The following is a 16148-nucleotide window of genomic DNA, read 5'->3' on the forward strand; positions in this document are numbered from 1 at the left end:
GGGCACCCCCAGTGCTAATTGATAATCTCGCGCAGGATTAAAGGTGAATCCTTGTTTTTGATGGCAATTTTTGCCGCATCATTAAATATGATCACCCGAGTAAATCTCTATACATAGCGTCGGTAAACGGATCTATGAATTTTCTTATCTGGTCATATTGGTCTGGTGAAAGTAGATTATAGGGCTCGTTAAGTTCAATCACCTTCTCGAATTTAAACTTCGTCGGCTCTTCCACTGCTAATATGATCTGCATATCCGACGGGAGTTTCGTGGCGATATACTCGATCATTATCGGTAAATTTGTGGCGTCTTGTCCTTGCTGCTGCGGCGAGTCGATCACGGCAGGAATGGAAAACGAACCGTATTCGCCCAGTGAAGTGTGCCAAAGAGCCGCGTAATACGCCAATATAGATCTCGGGCCGCCGCTTCCGGAAATCTTTGGGCGACGATTTAGATTCATTTTACCGGTTTCAACTGACGGCATATTAAGTGATTTTAGAGCAATATCATAATATTTTCGAAAAGCGGAAAGAATGGAGCTCGACCGCTTTCTATTGGTTAGCTCGCTAAGTCGCCGGTTTAACTTGTCAATTGCCGTCACTAAAGGATTAATCTTTACTTCGAGCTCGCTCAGCTCGGCCTCAAAGGCCGCAAATGCAGATTCGGCACCCATGGCTCGAACAACGTCGTTCAGCTTGAGGTCGCCGCGTCGCGTTTCAAGAATATCTGAAATTTTCCTATAGTTATCATCAAGAGATCTGAGGCGATCTTTGGATCCCTCCAGGGTACGGCTTATCTTTAGATGATCATTTTTGAGTTCAACAGCGAGATTTCGAAGGACACGCGCGTCTTCAGAATACCGCAGGAGGTCCATGAATGTTTTGCCGTGTTCGGCGTGACAAACTGGGCAGACGAGTACATTGTGAGGCTCGGTCTGAAGAAAAGAAGAATCACTATCGTACTGAGACAGAGCCTGATGTGCCATTTTGATTTGAAGTTCGAGGCTTTCGGCAGTTTCTCTTTCGCGTACTATAGTATTTCTGATTTCCTCTTGTTCAGAATTTATTTCATTAATTTCTATTGTCAGGCGCGCAATGTCTTGTTCAAAGACCTCTGGCATTGTCTTTGGGCCGTCCAAAGGTACGGTCCTGCCAAACCGATCCTTGATCGTTTTGATGACTTTCTCCTCGCCCCTAAGTTCAGAAAGGTCCTTCTGATGGACTAGCTTCTGCGAATTGAGGTCATAGTATTCAGGTGGCTTAACGCCTGTGAAGTATTCAAGAACTGGGCCGATCGGCTTTTGATACTGTTGCAAATTGTCAAATGTTGACCAATCAGACAGCCAGCTCCCATCTTGGTTAATATAAAATGGTAAGAAGAACGTTCTCGCGTCGCCAGTCACCGATTTTAATTTTCGGTCTGTAAGAATCAAATTGAATCCAACCAACTCTGCAAAATTGCGGCCCCAATCGGTTGCGTTGGCGGAGGTGAAATTGAGCCTTCCCTGAGCGTCGAAAAGCCCACGATTGTTGCGTTGCTGAACGACGTAGTAGTCTACGCCATCCACGGAAAATTCCACCAGCACCGTGGTGTCCTTATTCCATCGATCGAGTTGGCCGGCGGGAAAGGCCCCGAGAGCAGTGAAGAGGGACTTAATCAGACTCGACTTGCCGGTGTGGTTCATCCCGACCAACAACGTCTTTTTCGGACTGAAGCTCTCTGATCTGGCTGTCTGCTCGCTGTCTGAGAGCAGCCATATACTTTTGAATTTGAAGGTTTTCATATGACTTTGTCCGCAGGCTTCTGACGAGGCGCACTAGCTCGGGTCCACGCATTGCTCAACCGCTTTCAGTAAAAAATGAGCTTGAAGTTCAACTTCCTTTGTCGCCGGAAACTTCTCGCGTAGATGTTTTGTTCCTCGTTCGAAAATTGGCATTAAGCGTGCCTCAAATTGTTCGTTTTTCAGCAGGGCATCACAGCACATCGAAATGTCGACATCATCGGGTAGCGGGCTTCCGAATATTTTTCGACTTAATATTGCAGTTATTGAGGCGCGTATTTGTGTAATTTTCCAAAATTCAATTCCTTCATTTTTTAATTGATCCAGCCAACTGTTAAGATAAAATTCAATGTCAGGTGTCTTGTGAAGGTCGCTTAAAGCTGCGTTTAAATGCTCTAAGCTGTATCCGTGCCTCGATTTTATCTCTTCTATTGTTGTGGTCTTCGCGGTTTTCGCCCCAAGGGGGGCGAGCTTGGCCAATAAGCTCTCGACAAACGACCGCGCCTGCCCAGCATGTGGCGGACTCACCTTATGAAGATAATTATGTACGACCCCTATTGTATAGGTCTGGGCGTCGTCTACAGGGATGTTGACCTTCTCGATTAAAACTCTTGATAGATCAGCTTTCATGCCGCTTGGCGTTTGTACCGAGTCTAGTGCGGCCTGAAGCAAATCGGCGAGGTGCGGGGCTAGTTCGGAAAGTGCGATGGCGGTGGACGTTGCGACGTTGCCGCCTGAAGATAACTCTAGGTTACACCCTGCGTTGGAAATAAAGCATCCTGAAGCTTCCAAACTCTTAAGGTTAGCGAGTGAGGCAAATATCTTTCCGAGTGGACTGTCGGAAATTCCAGAAAGAGGTTTAGGTTTCTTTTTCTTAACCTTGGTTTTTTTTGATGGGTCATCAGGATTGTGCAGATTCGTGAGCATAGTCCACGTCCACTCCATCCGGTCTTTCTTTTTGACTTGAAATACTTCGATGGTCGACGGCGTGTTGGGTGAATCTAATATCGCAATATCTTGAACGACTTCAAACAGCACAAGAAAGTCGGGCGTGTCCTTTTCTTTAAGGGAAAACATCTTGACGATGGCCCAGTTTTTCTGAAATTCAATGCCTTTTTGATTGTGCTTTCCGCCGCTCTCAGAGGTATCGGAGTTATTCATTGCAAGAACGACTTCGTCTAACATTGTGGTCAAATAAAATTTCCTCCCCGCCCTATTCAAATTAATCTAGAGCCATAATCTGTCTTGGGTCAAGGAGCTCCTTGCTAAGTACTAGATGTGGGAGGTCGGAAATTGATGAAGCCGCTGTTAAATTTCTCGAATTCGTCGCAAAGCCAAAAGGGTGACCAGCCACGGTTATGTGATGCTGCCTCAGCGAACGCTCAAAGCACAATTAGAAGTCTTCAGCGGGTATCCTGACGTCTGGTTGGATCACGTACAGCAGAACGCCGCTTTCTGTGCGCCCGCTCACCCCTCACCACCCACCCACGCTACAAAACCCGCAGCCGGGTGGTATAAGGCCGGGTCACGCGCATATGCGCGGCGGCTCGGCCGAAAGAGAGGCGCGGGCCGGCGATCCGGGTCGAACATGGTCAATCTCACCGCCTGCCGCTATTTCCTCGAAGTCGTGCATCTGGGCTCGATCCGCCTGGCGGCGGACCGGCTGCACGTGTCGCCCTCGGCGATCAGCCGCCAGATCGCCAAGCTGGAGCGGGAGTTCGGCGAGCCGCTGCTCGACCGGCGCGCGAACGGCGTGCAGCTGACCGAGGCGGGCACGCTGGCGGCCGAGCATTTCGCCTCGATCCTCGGCCAGATCGACCTGATCCGCGGAGAAATGTCCGACCTGCGCAAGCTGAAATCGGGCAGCGTCTCGATCGCGACGGTCGACGGGGTGACCGATCCCTACCTGTCGGAACAGATCCTGGCGTTTCGCAAGCGGTTCCCGGCGGTGGATTTCCGCATGCGGATCCGGGGGCGCGAGCGCGTGCTGGAGGCGCTGGAAAAGCGCATCTGCCAGGTCGGCTTCGTCTACGACCACTTCTCGCATCCGATGATGGAGATCGTCGGGCAGTGGCGCCAGCCGCTGCTGGCCCTCGTCCCGCCCTCGCACCCCTTCGCCGACGGGCGGGCGGTGAAGCTGCCGGACATCGCCGACTGCGACTGCGTGCTGCCGGACGACAGCTACGGCATCCATCACCTGGTGAACCGGGCGTTCCGCAAGTTCGGCGGCAAGCCGAAGGCGATCATGGTCGCCGACCAGCTGCACTTCCTGATCCGCCACGCGATCAGGTCCAACGCGATCGTCTATGTGCCGCTGCAGGCGGCCCTGCGCGAGGTCGAGGCGGGCGAACTCGTGCCGCTGAACCTCGCCTGCGGGGACTTCGAGCACCGCTTCATCTACGCGATCGTGCGCCGGGACCAGCGGCGGTCGCCGGCCTGCGATGCGTTCATCGCCATGCTGACGTCGAGCTTCTCGAAGCACGAGAAGGCCGACGCCGCCATGCTGAAGCGGCTGAGAGCTGTTCAGGGCTGATGGCCGGGTTCGAAGCTCAGGCCTGAAGATCAGGCGTGAAGCTCGACCGTCAGGTCGGCCTCGACCGGCGCATTGAGACCGAGCTCGTGCTGGGTGAGCGCGGCGCGCGCGTGCTTGCCGCTCTCCTCGCCCCACAGCTCGACGAAGAGATCCGAGGCGCCGTTGAGGACCAGGTGCGGCTCGGTGAAGCCCGGCGCGCAGGTGACGTAGCCGATCATCTTGACGATCCGCTTTACCCGGTCGAGGTCGCCGAGAACCGCCTTCATCATCGCCAGGTGATTGATCGCCATCAGCCGGGCCGAGGCATAGCCCTCCTCGATGGTGAGGTCCGAGCCGACCTTGCCGACATAAGGCAGGACGTCGTTGTCGTTCTCGTCGGGCCGGGTGCCCAGCGTGCCGGAGGTGAAGAGGAGGTTCCCGACGACGACGCCGGGCAGGTAGTTGCCGATGGGCTTGGGCCTGCGGGGCAGGACGATTCCCATTTCCTTCAGACGGGCTTCGGTCGCATGCGGCATGAACGTGCTCCAGGATTAGGCATTGACGGATGGCAAACTAGGCAAAACCGATAGGGCTGCGTGTGCGTTGACGGCAACGCAGTGTTGCCCTTTAGGCAAATGGGGGCCTGGCGGAAGGTGCGACTGAAGCCGAATAAATAATATATTTCAGATATTTAATCGGGCGGATGCCGAGGCGGCCGCACCCGGTGGTATTGCGTTGCAGCGAAGAGGCGAGTGGTCGCGCATCCGTTTTCTCGTAATGTCCCCAGCAAGGTATTCACCAGCGGGGGCCAACAGGGTGCAGTCTCAATCTCTGGCAGTGATCGCGGCGGATCTTCGAGCCGGCAAGGTGCGGTCTTCGGATCTCGTGGCCTCGGCCGCGCAGCGTCATGCGGCGAGCGAGCCGGTGCTGAACGCCTACCGGACCTGGGCCGGCGACCGGGCCAAGGCCCAGGCGGCCGCCCTCGACACGCTGATCGCCACCGGCATCGATCTCGGCCCGCTGATGGGCATCCCCGTCTCGGTCAAGGACCTGTTCGGCGTTCCCGGCCTGCCGACCCATGCGGGCACCAACGCGGTCTTCCCGAAAGAGTGGCAGGCCGCCGGCCCGCTGGTGAAGGCGCTGCTGGCGCAGATGGGCGTCGTCACCGGCAAGACGCATACGGTCGAGTTCGCGTTCGGCGGGCTCGGCACCAACCCGCATGCGGGCACGCCGGTCAATCCCTGGTCGTCGCGCGAGAGCCCCTGCGTCCCCGGCGGGTCTAGCTCGGGCGCCGGCGTGTCGCTGGCGCAAGGATCGGCGCTGCTGGCGCTGGGCACCGACACGGCCGGGTCGGTCCGCATCCCCGCCTCCTTCACCGGACAGACGGCGCTGAAGGTCACCCATGGCCGGTGGTCGCTGGACGGCATCGTGCCGCTGTCGCCCTCGCTCGACACGCCGGGCCTGCTGGCCCGCACCATTGCGGACCTGGCCTATGCCTTCGCCGCGCTCGACCCCGAGGCGGCGGGACCGGTCGCAGCAATCGACCTTTCGGGCCTGCGCATCGGCGTCGTCCGCAACACGGTCTGGGACGACATCGAGCCGTCGATCGCCGAGAACACCGGCCAGGCCTTGCGGGTGCTGGAAAAGGCCGGCGCGCAGCTGAGCGACGTGACGCTGGCCTGCACGCAGGAGGCGCTCGACATCTTCCGCGCCGGCGGCCTGGCAGCGGCGGAGCTGCGCGCGTTCCTCGAGCGCAATTTCCCCGAGCGGATCGGCCAGCTCGATCCGGCGGTGATGGCGCGCGTTGCAGCCGTCGACGACCTCACCGCGTCCGGCTACCTGCAGCGCGCGGCGAACCTGGCGCAATACGGCCGGACCGCGGCGCAGGCGTTCGAGACCGCCGACGTGCTGGTCTCGCCGACCATTCCGGTCACCGCGCCGACCATCGCCGAGGTGGCGGACCCCGAAACCTATCGGAAGGCCAACATGCTGGCCCTTCGCAACACCGCGCTCGCCAACCTGTTCGGTTGGTGTGCGGCGACCCTGCCGACCGGGCTGGATGCCAACGGCATTCCGTCCGGCCTTCAGATCATGGCGCCGCCGATGGCGGAACGTCGCCTGCTGGCGGCGGCCCTGGCCATCGAGACCGCCATCGGATCCGGGCCCGAAATGCTCGGGAAAGCACCGCTGGCCTGACCCCTGTTTACCTTGCCAGCCCCCTTGGAGGAGAGACCTATGAAAAACCTGAGCAGAGCGATCATCCTGGCCGTCGGCGCCACGTTCGCCGGCGCGGCCCATGCCGCCGACTTCACCTTCACCTTCGCCCACGTCCTGACCGAGGACACGCCGAACGCCCGCGCGGCGGTGGTGTTCAAGGAGGAGGTCGAGAAGAACTCGAACGGCCGCATCGAGATCAACATCCGCCCGGCTGCGCAGCTCGGCGGCGACGTCGAGATCATCGAGCAGACGCAGATGGGCCTCGTCCACATCGCGATCCCGCCGACCGGCAACCTCGCCAACTTCAACGAGCAGATGTACCTGTTCGACCTGCCGTTCCTGCTGAACGACAACGCCGCGATGATGCGCGTTCTCGACGGCGAGGTCGGCACCGAGCTGCTGGCGACCCTCGACGCCAACAACCTGCACGGCATCGCCATGTGGGGCGCCGGCTTCCGCCACATGACCAACAACATCCGCCCGATCAACGGCCCGGCCGATCTCGCCGGCATCAAGATGCGCACCCTGCAGGCGCCGACCATCCTGTCGACCTACCGCGCCTACGGCGCGAACCCGACCGCGATGGCCTATGTCGAGGTCTATAACGGGCTGCAGCAGGGCGTCATCGAGGGCCAGGAAAACCCGCTCGCCAACATCGCCTCGATGAAGTTCTACGAGGTGCAGAAGTACATGACCCTGACCGGCCATGCCTACCACACCTATGCGGCCGTGATGAACAAGCAGGCCTGGGACAGCCTGCCGGAGGACCTGCAGACCGTGATCGCGGACGCCATGATCGTCGGCCGCGACGCCGCCCGCGAGTTCACCAACGAGGACGAGGCCAAGATCCTCGACGCGATCAAGGACCAGATCGAGATCCAGTCGCTGTCCGAGGAAGGCCGCGCGGCGTTCATCGAGGCCTCCAAGCCGATCTACGACGAGTTCCGCGACAAGGTCACGCCGGCCCTGATGGACAAGGCGATCGCGCTCGCCAAGGGCGAGTAAACCACGAAGAAAGAGGGTCGCGGCATGATCACCTGGTTGAACAGGCTGGTTGACGTCATAGAGAACACGCTGGTCAGCGGGTTGATATTGACCGCGACCCTCGTCGCCATCGCGCAAGTGATCGCGCGCTACGTCTTCAACAATTCGCTCTACTGGTCGGAGGAGGTGGTTCTCTACGCCTTCATCACCATGAGCTTCCTGACGATGGGCATGGGCGTGCGCTACGCCTCCCATATCAGCGTCGAGGCGATCTACGCCTTCGTGCCGGAAAGGATGGTCCGGCCGCTGCAGATCGGCGCGGTCTGCCTCGGCCTGATCTTCGCCGGCGTGGTGCTGTGGTACGGCAGCAAGCTGGTGATCAACACCTCGCGCATGGGCCAGCTCTCGCCGGCCCTGCGCATCCCCGTCGGCTACATCTATGCCGTCATCCCCTTCGCGGCGGGACTGATGATCACCCGTTATCTCCTGGTCCTGCAGGAGCTCATCTGCGGGCGCGCCTACACGCCGCCTGCCGTCGACATCAAAACGAGCTGAGGAGCCCCATCCATGGTCGGCGCACTCGTCCCCGTCTTCTTCGGCCTGCTCGTTTTCGGCCTGCCCATCTTTGCCGCCCTGGCGCTGTCGGTGGCCGCCGCGCTCTATTTCTGGGGCGGCCTCGATCCCGTGCTCGTGCCGATGCGCATGTTCTCGGGCATGAACAACTTCTCGCTGATGTCGATCCCGTTCTTCATCCTGGCGGCCGAGCTGATGCGCATCGGCGGCCTGTCGGAACGGCTGATCAACCTGGCGCGCGCCATCGTCGGATGGCTGCCCGGCGGCCTTGCCGCCGCCGCCGTCGTCGCCTGCCTGATGTTCGGCTCGATCTCCGGCTCCAGCCCGGCGACGGTGATCGCCATCGGCTCGATCCTCTACCCGGCGATGGTGAAGGCGGGATACGACAAGTATTTCTCCATCGGCCTGATCACCACCGCCGGCACGCTCGGCCCCATCGTGCCGCCGTCCATCGCGCTGATCATCTACGGCTCGGTCACCGGCACCTCGGTCGGCAAGCTGTTCGCCGCCGGCCTGCTGCCGGCGCTGCTGATCGGCGGCATCCTGATCGCCTATGCCAGCTGGTATTCGGCGCGCAAGGGATACCCGCGCGACGCGATGCCGAGCCTCGCCAGCATCTGGGCGGCCTTGAAGCAGGCGGCCTGGGGCCTCGGCCTGCCGTTCATCCTGCTCGGCGGCATCTATTCCGGCGTCTTCACGCCGACCGAGGCGGCCGCCGCCGCCTGCCTTTACGGCTGGCTGGTCGGCGCGGTGGTCTACCGGACGATCTCGCTGAAGGACACGCTGGTGGTGCTGCGCAACACCGGCCTGATCTCCGGCCCGCTGCTGCTGATCACCGCCGGCGCCTCGGCCTTCTCCTGGCTGCTGGCGAGCTCCGGCACCCCGGCGCAGCTGGCGAGCTTCATCCTCAGCGACACCAGCAATTCCATCGTGGTGATGCTGCTGTTCAACCTGATCCTGCTGGTGGCGGGCTGCTTCCTCGACAGCGCCTCGGCGATCATCATCCTCGGCCCGCTGATGATGCCCATCGCGGCGCAGGTCGGCGTCGACCCGATCCATTTCGGCATCATCATGCTGGTCAACCTCTCGGTGGGCATGCTGACCCCGCCCGTCGGCCTCAACCTGTTCGTCGCCATGGGCGTCGCCAACATGAAGCTGGGAGAGATCTTCCGCGCCGCCCTGCCGACGATCCTCTTGATGCTGGTGGCGCTGGTGATCCTGACCTATGTGCCGGTCTTCAGCATGCTGCTGCCGAACACGCTCTTCTAGGCAGGCACGTTTCCAGGAACACCCGCGCGGTACCGTGCACCGGCTAAGCTTCTGTCCCCAACACCCACCAGCGCGCATGGGACCATGTGCGCTGGTTCTGTTTTGGGGGTGCTGCTGCGGCCCGTCGACAAGTCGAGGATGCAAGCGGAGATCGAGCGCCCTCATCTTTGTCGTTCAGCCTCGCATCGAGGATCGTCACTCGAATATCTTGGCGATTGCGGCTTGTTCGGCCTCCTCCCATCGACGCACGTCCTTGGTCACCTTCTCGATCTCTGTGTCGCTGAGGTGGTGTGCACCGTCCTCGTCGATACGACACAGACTGAATGGCTTGCCGACGCTGGGGGAGGTAAGGTCGAGCGCTTCCAGGACACGCAGGACGGCCGCGCAACCGAAGCGCAGCGACCGCTCGGTCAAATGGAAGTGGGACAGAAGCGAGCCGGCTTGCTGTGCCATGGCCGCACCGCTGCCGATCGCGTGGAAGCCGATATCGCCGTAGTGCCCGATCATGCCAGAGGGCGTTATCTCGACAATCCACGGCTCTCCCTTGCGCCATCCGGCAGCCATCACGTAGGCCGATGGCGAGCCGCCATCTTCTTCGCCCGGTACGTCCGGGATGAACGTGTCGTAGTGATGGCGCAGGATCGGGAGGACCTGTTCCTGCAACGCGCGGCCGATATCCGGGGCCTCCAGAATGGCCGCACTGTTTTCCTTGAAACAGTTTTCGACGTCGACCAGCACCGACCGCGCGCCACTGCCGCCCCAGGCCGCCAGCTCGCCCAAAGGGTGCAGCTTCTCGGCCGGATATGTCATGCCTCTCCCCTTGTCCGTGATCTGCGAGTCGGAGCCGAGCACGACTCCATCCTGGCAAACGGTGGCAAGCACGACGGTCATGATTTCGATCCTCTCAGGTCGTGTGGTCCGGAAAATCCGGCTGGATACGCATCAGCCGTAGCTCGCTTCCATGCGATGCAGCCTGCAGTCGTAGGCGATTGGAGCGAACCGTTTTTCCGTCTCCACTTCGAGTGCAAGGAGAACGGGTGCGGGGTCGGATCGTTCCCGCATTGCGCAATCCGAAGGTGGCGGAAGGTTCGAACCCGATACGGTTTCCCGACTACACGCAGTCCAGGCGGCGCCTTTTTTGGGGGGGGGGCTGCTGTGCTGCTACAGCCTGTCCGACGGCGCGCCCAATCACCGCGACATCGACTGGACCTTGGAGCTGCCTTCTGAGAGCCAGTGCTTGACGAAGTCGAACGAGGCGGTTGCCGGGGCGACCCAGAAATTCTCGGGGTCGCTCTGGCGTGGATGCTTGGCAAAGAAGATGTAAATCGAAATGTCTACCGTCTTGTCCCAGACCCAACCATCGCACGCGCGCCCGGTAGAATAGTACGCTGCGAAAGTCGTCCTTAATTTGTTTGGTTCCACAGACGTCGCGAGGCTTCTTGAATCACCCGAGGGTGATGCCGAGCATCCGAAGAGCTGCACGCTCGATAGGTGGTATAATGGTCTTGATCGCCGCGTCCCCATCAGCGAAATTCTCGAAGATCATATCCCTCTCTCCGGCGTGGACTATGGCGCAACGGACCTGGTAGACCAGCGCTGCGCCAGTTCTCCACTTTCCTTGCCCGTTGGCTTTTTTCTCTTCAATACGCCGGAATAGAGCAGCAGCGAAACGGTTTGCATTCCTCAGCGCATGCAGACGGTTCCAACATTCTTCAAACAAGTCCTGGTGCGGCTCAGCAAGCGCTGTAATCTGCCGCAACTCCGACTTCAGCGCCTCAGTCGCCTCCGCTAGCGAAGCAGAGGGCTGAGCATCGAACGTTGCAAATAGCCTGCTTCTCACATCCGCAATGAAAAGAGCCTCCATCACGCGGTACAGTTCGAGGAAGCGGAATTTCAGCGGCGAGGTCGCATACGAACTGAGGAGGCAGTTTAACGCTACTTTGACCGCGACACCCTCCGTTGGTGCAATGACCGCGCTGCTAAATTGAGCGAGTTCTGTACTCTCACCCACCATTGGGCTCTCCGCCGCAGACGCAATAGTTCGAAAATCAGCGCATGCGTCTTCGGGGCCGAGGACGATTTCGGCTCCGCCAGCAAGGACCTCTGGATGCTGATCTATAGGCAAAGCAGCAAGGGCTCGGACAAGTGCTATCTCGATCGCTGTCGGCAGTGCTTCTGCCCATCCTGTCGGAAAGCCGAACATCTCGGCCTGTCCTTGGACTGCGTGATCAACAATCCAATAGAATGGTCGCCGCACCTCTCGCACGACGATCGACGCAAATGGGGGGGCGACAACTCCGGAGAGAAGGTTCGCGGCCTCCGCCGCTGCCTCCACACCCAAGGTCAGCGCACCAATCGAGAGCGGACGCGTCGGATCGACGTCTTCCACACCTCCAAGGGCGTCACGAAGGCTCATGGCTCAAAGCATGCTCGCTGACTGCGCCCAGCACTCTCGCATGCTGCTGGTACCGTCTTGCATAATGTATTCCCGAACCGCTCGGAAAACGAGGCCTCTGGTCGCTTCACCAACGTTGCTGCGCTTGGTGTCAATGGTCTTCCGAACCTGGTCGAATATCTCCACGCCGAGCGCTCCAGTAGGATCTAGTCTAGCGTCTTGAACCAGTTTCTCCATCGCGGTCGGCAAACGATCCTGAAGCGTCTCATTCTTGTGGGCGAATCCTATCGCCGCCGCAAATCCAAGAACAACCGTGTCGTTCCCAAAAAAGCGGTTTTGCTCCTCGCCGAGGGCGTGATCGAGCGCAACTACCCACTCTATGAACTGACGAAAGCCGTCTCGCTGATTGCCGTCCGCAGAGGTGAGGTCGATGCCAAGCGACTCTAGTGCTTCATCGACTACCATTGTCTCCACAACAAGATTGGTTCGATCCACGTTTGGACTTCTCTGCATCCACGCTTGAAACGCCTGTGCAAGGGTCGAAAGATGAAATTGGCCTGCGCGAACACGCCGCTTGTGGTCCTTGAGGCGAAAAATTTCGATGCCTTCTAAATCTTGAAGGTCCTCGGCAAGGCCACCCGAGAGAATGTCAATTTGATGCTTCATCGACATCGGACGTTGGCCTGCATTAAGAAGAAGCATTCGATAGGCAAGTGGGAAGAAGGCGATATTAATCCATATTTCAAGCCTTATGGACCGACGAAGAAAAACTTCTTTTTCTTCATCCGGAATATCCTCTAATGTTTGTCGGAGTGCATTAGTGCGCTGTAAGCCGTCGATTATGTCGAATTGCGCTGGAGTTCCTTCGGCGATGGCGTTCTGCAAGGCATCCAGATCCTCTCGCGATGCTTTTATAAAGCCATCGGATGTATCGTAATTTGCAAGAACGTCTTGATTTACATCGCGAGCTGCTAGAACGATCGTCGGCAGTATGCACCCAAGCTTTAGGTCTGCGCGAAGATTCTTGTACGGTTTTGACCCTCGGATGATGTCTCGCTGGATCGCCAGATTCTCTTCTGACCCCCGAGTCTTGTCCAAGTACCACTCATAATCTGCGCGAGCGCTGACCATAAAGTTGTTGATACGGTTGTCATAGTCAATTCCGATAGCTTCGAACTGCATAAGGCCTCCTGCTTGCGTCTCTAGAGCCTGTCAAACAAACCTACAACTTCTGAACCTCATTGATCCACCGCGAAGCTCGGTCTAGCCAGCGCAGTTTCGTGCGAGAGAAGCTCGTTTAACTAGGCAAGTTTAGGGCGGCAACGAAAGCACCACGGACGACGGAAATGGCGTCGGAAGAAGATTCAGCGGATTTAAGATATATCGGTTGCATTTAAGAACTGGCGATTTCGCATCCGGCGTCGCTCGTCGGCACTGTCGCGCTATAACTGGCTGATCGGGAAAAATGGCGGAGAGAGAGGGATTCGAACCCTCGATACGGTTTCCCGTATACACGCGTTCCAGGCGTGCGCCTTAAACCACTCGGCCACCTCTCCGCAGCCGGCCCGTCCGGTGGGCCTGCGCGGCAGGCCTTTCGTCGGTCCTCGTGCGGGAAGGCGATGGGTCCAGCAATGCACCAGGGCGGCGCGAAGCCGGGCCGACCCGGCCCGCAAGTCGCGCAATATACTGACGATGCGGCCAAGTTCAAGCACTCATCCGTGCCCTGCGGCGCTTTTCAACACGGGCGGGCGAACACAGCCGGCAACGGGTGAGAAAGCCGGCGGAAACAGGGGATTCCGGTCGGTGAGGCCTGAGTGCGGGCGCAGCTGAAAGGGCGGCGCGTGCGGGCGGAACGGCGGGCGGCGGTCGCCTCGCGCGGGGTCGCGGATCGCGCCCGTGCTCTCACGCCTCGGGGAAGCGCCTTTCGTCCGTCTTGCGCTTTTGCGAAAGCAGGCCTATCTGATGCGCCCGGCGGGAGAGGCGCGGCGACGGCGCGCCGTGCCCATTCTCGCCGTTTTCTCGCGGTTTGCTGTCGCCCGGAAGGTCGAGGCGGGCTATGGTCCGGCCCGCGGCCGCCTGCGTATGCAATTTCGAGTGAACGAATTCCGCCGTGCGGAGTTCGGGAAGGTGCAGATGCTGCAGCAGACGTCCTGCTGCCGATGTTTGCAGTCCGGCGCGGGCTGGCCCGATGCCTTCAGGCTTTGGTGTTGGGTGGATCCGGAACGGAACGATGTTCAGACTTGTCCTGCGGCTTCTCGGTCTCTGGCTCGTGGCACTGGCGCTGGTGGCGCTGGTGATCGACGCCACGTCGACGATCGCTGCCGGGGGCTGGTCGACGACATCCTTCGGCCAGTACTGGTTCGACTTCGCACCCGGAAGTCTCGCCGCCGCCCAGGCCTTCGTCCAGGCCGAGGTCAACCCGGTCCTGTGGGACCCGGTCGCCCTCACGCTCCTGGTGCAGCCGGCCTGGCTGATCGTCGGACCGCTCGGCTTCCTGCTCCTGTGGATCGGCGATCTCGGCCGCGGCCGTCGTCGCCGCCGTCGCAGACTCGCCGAAACCGTCTGAGTTCCTTGCCCGCCGGCCTCCCCCGGCGCGCGTCCCTTTGGAGGCATCCATGTCGTTCATGACCATGCTCAGCAACAAGTTCTCCCTGGTCGACCCGGCCATGGCGCTGCCCGGCCGCAGCGAGCCGATCGTGACCCCGGGCCTCCACACGGTGCTCGGCCGCCCGCTCGACCTTGCCCCCAGTGCGGGCGAGGAAGAGGTGCTGTTCGGCCTCGGCTGCTTCTGGGGCGCCGAACGCCTGTTCTGGACCATGCCGGGCGTCGTCGTCACCGCGGTCGGCTATGCCGGCGGCCACACGCCGAACCCGACCTATCACGAGGTCTGCACGGGCCGCACCGGCCACACGGAAGTGGTGCGGGTGGTCTTCGACACCGCGCGCCTGCCGCGCGAGGAGCTGCTCAAGGCGTTCTGGGAAGGCCACGACCCGACGCAAGGGATGCGCCAGGGCAACGACACCGGCACCCAGTACCGCTCGGCGATCTACTTCCGTCCGGACAGCGGGATGGCGGAGGCGGTGGACGCTTCGCGCGCGAGTTATGCGGCGGCGCTGAAGGCGGCCGGCCACTCGCGCACCATCACCACCGAGATCAAGCCGATGGGCGCGTTCTACTTCGCCGAGGACTACCACCAGCAGTATCTCGACAAGAACCCCGGCGGCTATTGCGGCCTCGGCGGCACGGGCGTCGCCTGCCCGGCGGGCCTGACCGTCTGACGCGGGGCACGGAACGTTGAATGAAAGAGGCGCGCGGGACGGTCGTTCCGTGCGCCTTTTGGTATCTGCCGCCCGGGGCTCGCTCCTGGCGCGCGCGCCGTCTTGCCGCTTTGCAAGCGGTGCGGCGGCAGCCCATATTCAGGTCATGTATCCCGAAGCCATCAGACCCGCCATCACCATCGATCCCGCCGTGCGCGCCAGATACCGCCGGCGCAACCGGTTGCACACGCTCGCGCTGGGCGCAGGGGCGGTGCTGCTGCTGTCGCTGACCGCCTGGACCCTGGCGGGGCCGCAAGGCGTCTTGTGGGCGGCCGTCGGCGGCTCCCTGTCGGTGATGCTGGCGGCGCGGTTTTCCTCCGCGCTGGTGCTGCAGCTCTACGGCGCGCGCGAGGTGACGCCCGCCGCCTATCCGCAGGCGCACATGATCGTGCGGCTGCTGGCCGAGCGCGCCGGCCTGCCGCGCATGCCGAGGCTCTATCTGGTGCCGAGCCGGATGGTGAACGCTTTTTCCACCGGCACCCGCGAGGACAGCGCCATCTGCATCACCGAAGGGCTGCTCGCCCGCCTGACCCCGCGCGAGTTCGTCGGCGTGATGGCGCATGAGCTCGCCCATGTGGCGCATGGCGACATCCACGTGATGGCGATGGCCGACGTGGTGGCGCGGATGACCGGCATCATGTCGGTGTTCGGCCTGGTCCTGATGCTGATCAGCCTGCCGGAGGCGCTGGCCGGCGGGGCCTCGGTGCCCTGGGCCGCGGTGCTGCTGCTGCTCGTGGCGCCGACGATCGGAACGGCGGTGCAATTGGCCCTGTCGCGCACCCGCGAGTTCGAGGCCGATCTCGGCGCGGCCTCGCTGACCGGCGACCCGGAAGGCCTTGCCAGCGCGCTCATGAAGCTGGAGCGCATCCACGGCCGCATGTGGGAGGCGGCGCTGCCGCAGGGCGCGCGCATTCCCGACCCGTCGGTGCTGCGCAGCCATCCGCAGACGGACGAGCGGGTGCGGCGGCTGCGCGCGCTGCGGGCCGCGCCCGAGCACTGGCTGGACACGGCCGCAATGCCGCATGTGGCGGGGCGCTCGCCCGTGCCCGATGCCGGCGCGCCGCGCCGCCGGCTGACCCGCTTCGGCACCTGGTACTGACG

The 16148-nt window shown here is 60.9% G+C and carries 14 protein-coding genes and 1 tRNA gene; 8 read left to right on the forward strand and 7 right to left on the reverse strand.

Annotated features, from left to right (window positions below; translation table 11 throughout):
• Nucleotides 1-91 precede the first annotated feature (91 nt).
• Together MNI96_RS09325 and MNI96_RS09330 are read right to left on the reverse strand one after the other, a co-directional pair.
• Nucleotides 92-1783 (reverse strand): AAA family ATPase, encoded by a 1692-nt coding sequence (locus MNI96_RS09325; protein WP_249692438.1) that lies wholly within the window; start codon nt 1781-1783, stop codon nt 92-94.
• Between the two features lie 33 nt (nt 1784-1816).
• Nucleotides 1817-2965 (reverse strand): dsDNA nuclease domain-containing protein, encoded by a 1149-nt coding sequence (locus MNI96_RS09330; RefSeq protein WP_249693014.1) that lies wholly within the window; start codon nt 2963-2965, stop codon nt 1817-1819.
• Nucleotides 2966-3368: 403 nt separating this feature from the next.
• On the opposite strand from MNI96_RS09330, the gene MNI96_RS09335 reads away from it, so the two are divergent.
• Complete coding sequence (locus tag MNI96_RS09335; RefSeq protein WP_249692439.1) at nt 3369-4313, forward strand: LysR family transcriptional regulator; 945 nt, start codon at nt 3369-3371, stop codon at nt 4311-4313.
• Between the two features lie 29 nt (nt 4314-4342).
• On the opposite strand, the gene MNI96_RS09340 is transcribed toward MNI96_RS09335, so the two are convergent.
• Nucleotides 4343-4828 carry a RidA family protein gene (locus tag MNI96_RS09340; RefSeq protein WP_067223083.1) on the reverse strand — a complete coding sequence of 162 codons (486 nt, stop codon included), beginning with the start codon at nt 4826-4828 and terminating at the stop codon, nt 4343-4345.
• 280 nt (nt 4829-5108) lie between these two features.
• Here MNI96_RS09340 and MNI96_RS09345 point away from each other — a divergent pair, with 280 nt between their 5' ends.
• Genes MNI96_RS09345 through MNI96_RS09360 form a run of 4 tightly spaced genes read left to right on the forward strand, consistent with a single transcriptional unit; the run spans nt 5109 to nt 9335 of the window.
• Nucleotides 5109-6488 (forward strand): amidase, encoded by a 1380-nt coding sequence (locus MNI96_RS09345; RefSeq protein WP_249692440.1) that lies wholly within the window; start codon nt 5109-5111, stop codon nt 6486-6488.
• A gap of 39 nt (nt 6489-6527) precedes the next feature.
• Complete coding sequence (locus MNI96_RS09350) at nt 6528-7514, forward strand: TRAP transporter substrate-binding protein (protein ID WP_249692441.1); 987 nt, start codon at nt 6528-6530, stop codon at nt 7512-7514.
• Nucleotides 7515-7538: 24 nt separating this feature from the next.
• Nucleotides 7539-8048, forward strand: a complete 510-nt coding sequence (locus tag MNI96_RS09355; protein ID WP_249692444.1) for a TRAP transporter small permease — start codon at nt 7539-7541, stop codon at nt 8046-8048.
• 12 nt (nt 8049-8060) lie between these two features.
• Nucleotides 8061-9335 (forward strand): TRAP transporter large permease, encoded by a 1275-nt coding sequence (locus MNI96_RS09360; RefSeq protein ID WP_249692446.1) that lies wholly within the window; start codon nt 8061-8063, stop codon nt 9333-9335.
• A gap of 195 nt (nt 9336-9530) precedes the next feature.
• Here the strand turns inward: MNI96_RS09360 and MNI96_RS09365 are convergent, their stop codons facing one another.
• The 4 genes from MNI96_RS09365 to MNI96_RS09380 form a co-directional block, all read right to left on the reverse strand.
• Nucleotides 9531-10226: an Ntn hydrolase family protein gene (locus MNI96_RS09365; protein WP_249692449.1), complete on the reverse strand. Its 696-nt coding sequence runs from the start codon at nt 10224-10226 to the stop codon at nt 9531-9533.
• Between the two features lie 553 nt (nt 10227-10779).
• Nucleotides 10780-11751 carry a hypothetical protein gene (locus MNI96_RS09370; RefSeq protein WP_249692450.1) on the reverse strand — a complete coding sequence of 324 codons (972 nt, stop codon included), beginning with the start codon at nt 11749-11751 and terminating at the stop codon, nt 10780-10782.
• A 3-nt stretch (nt 11752-11754) separates the two neighbouring features.
• Nucleotides 11755-12912: a hypothetical protein gene (locus MNI96_RS09375; RefSeq protein WP_249692452.1), complete on the reverse strand. Its 1158-nt coding sequence runs from the start codon at nt 12910-12912 to the stop codon at nt 11755-11757.
• Between the two features lie 284 nt (nt 12913-13196).
• Nucleotides 13197-13286 (reverse strand) — tRNA-Ser (locus MNI96_RS09380).
• Between the two features lie 674 nt (nt 13287-13960).
• Here MNI96_RS09380 and MNI96_RS09385 point away from each other — a divergent pair.
• Genes MNI96_RS09385 through MNI96_RS09395 form a run of 3 tightly spaced genes read left to right on the forward strand, consistent with a single transcriptional unit; the run spans nt 13961 to nt 16146 of the window.
• Nucleotides 13961-14296 carry a hypothetical protein gene (locus MNI96_RS09385; RefSeq protein ID WP_249692454.1) on the forward strand — a complete coding sequence of 112 codons (336 nt, stop codon included), beginning with the start codon at nt 13961-13963 and terminating at the stop codon, nt 14294-14296.
• A 49-nt stretch (nt 14297-14345) separates the two neighbouring features.
• The gene (gene msrA / locus MNI96_RS09390; protein WP_249692459.1) at nt 14346-15008 is read left to right on the forward strand and encodes a peptide-methionine (S)-S-oxide reductase MsrA; all 663 of its coding nucleotides are present in this window, start codon (nt 14346-14348) and stop codon (nt 15006-15008) included.
• Nucleotides 15009-15057: 49 nt separating this feature from the next.
• Nucleotides 15058-16146, forward strand: a complete 1089-nt coding sequence (locus tag MNI96_RS09395) for a zinc metalloprotease HtpX (protein WP_249692460.1) — start codon at nt 15058-15060, stop codon at nt 16144-16146.
• Nucleotides 16147-16148 lie beyond the last annotated feature (2 nt).

The sequence above is a fragment of the Stappia sp. WLB 29 genome, assembly GCF_023507705.1.
Lineage (GTDB): Bacteria > Pseudomonadota > Alphaproteobacteria > Rhizobiales > Stappiaceae > Stappia.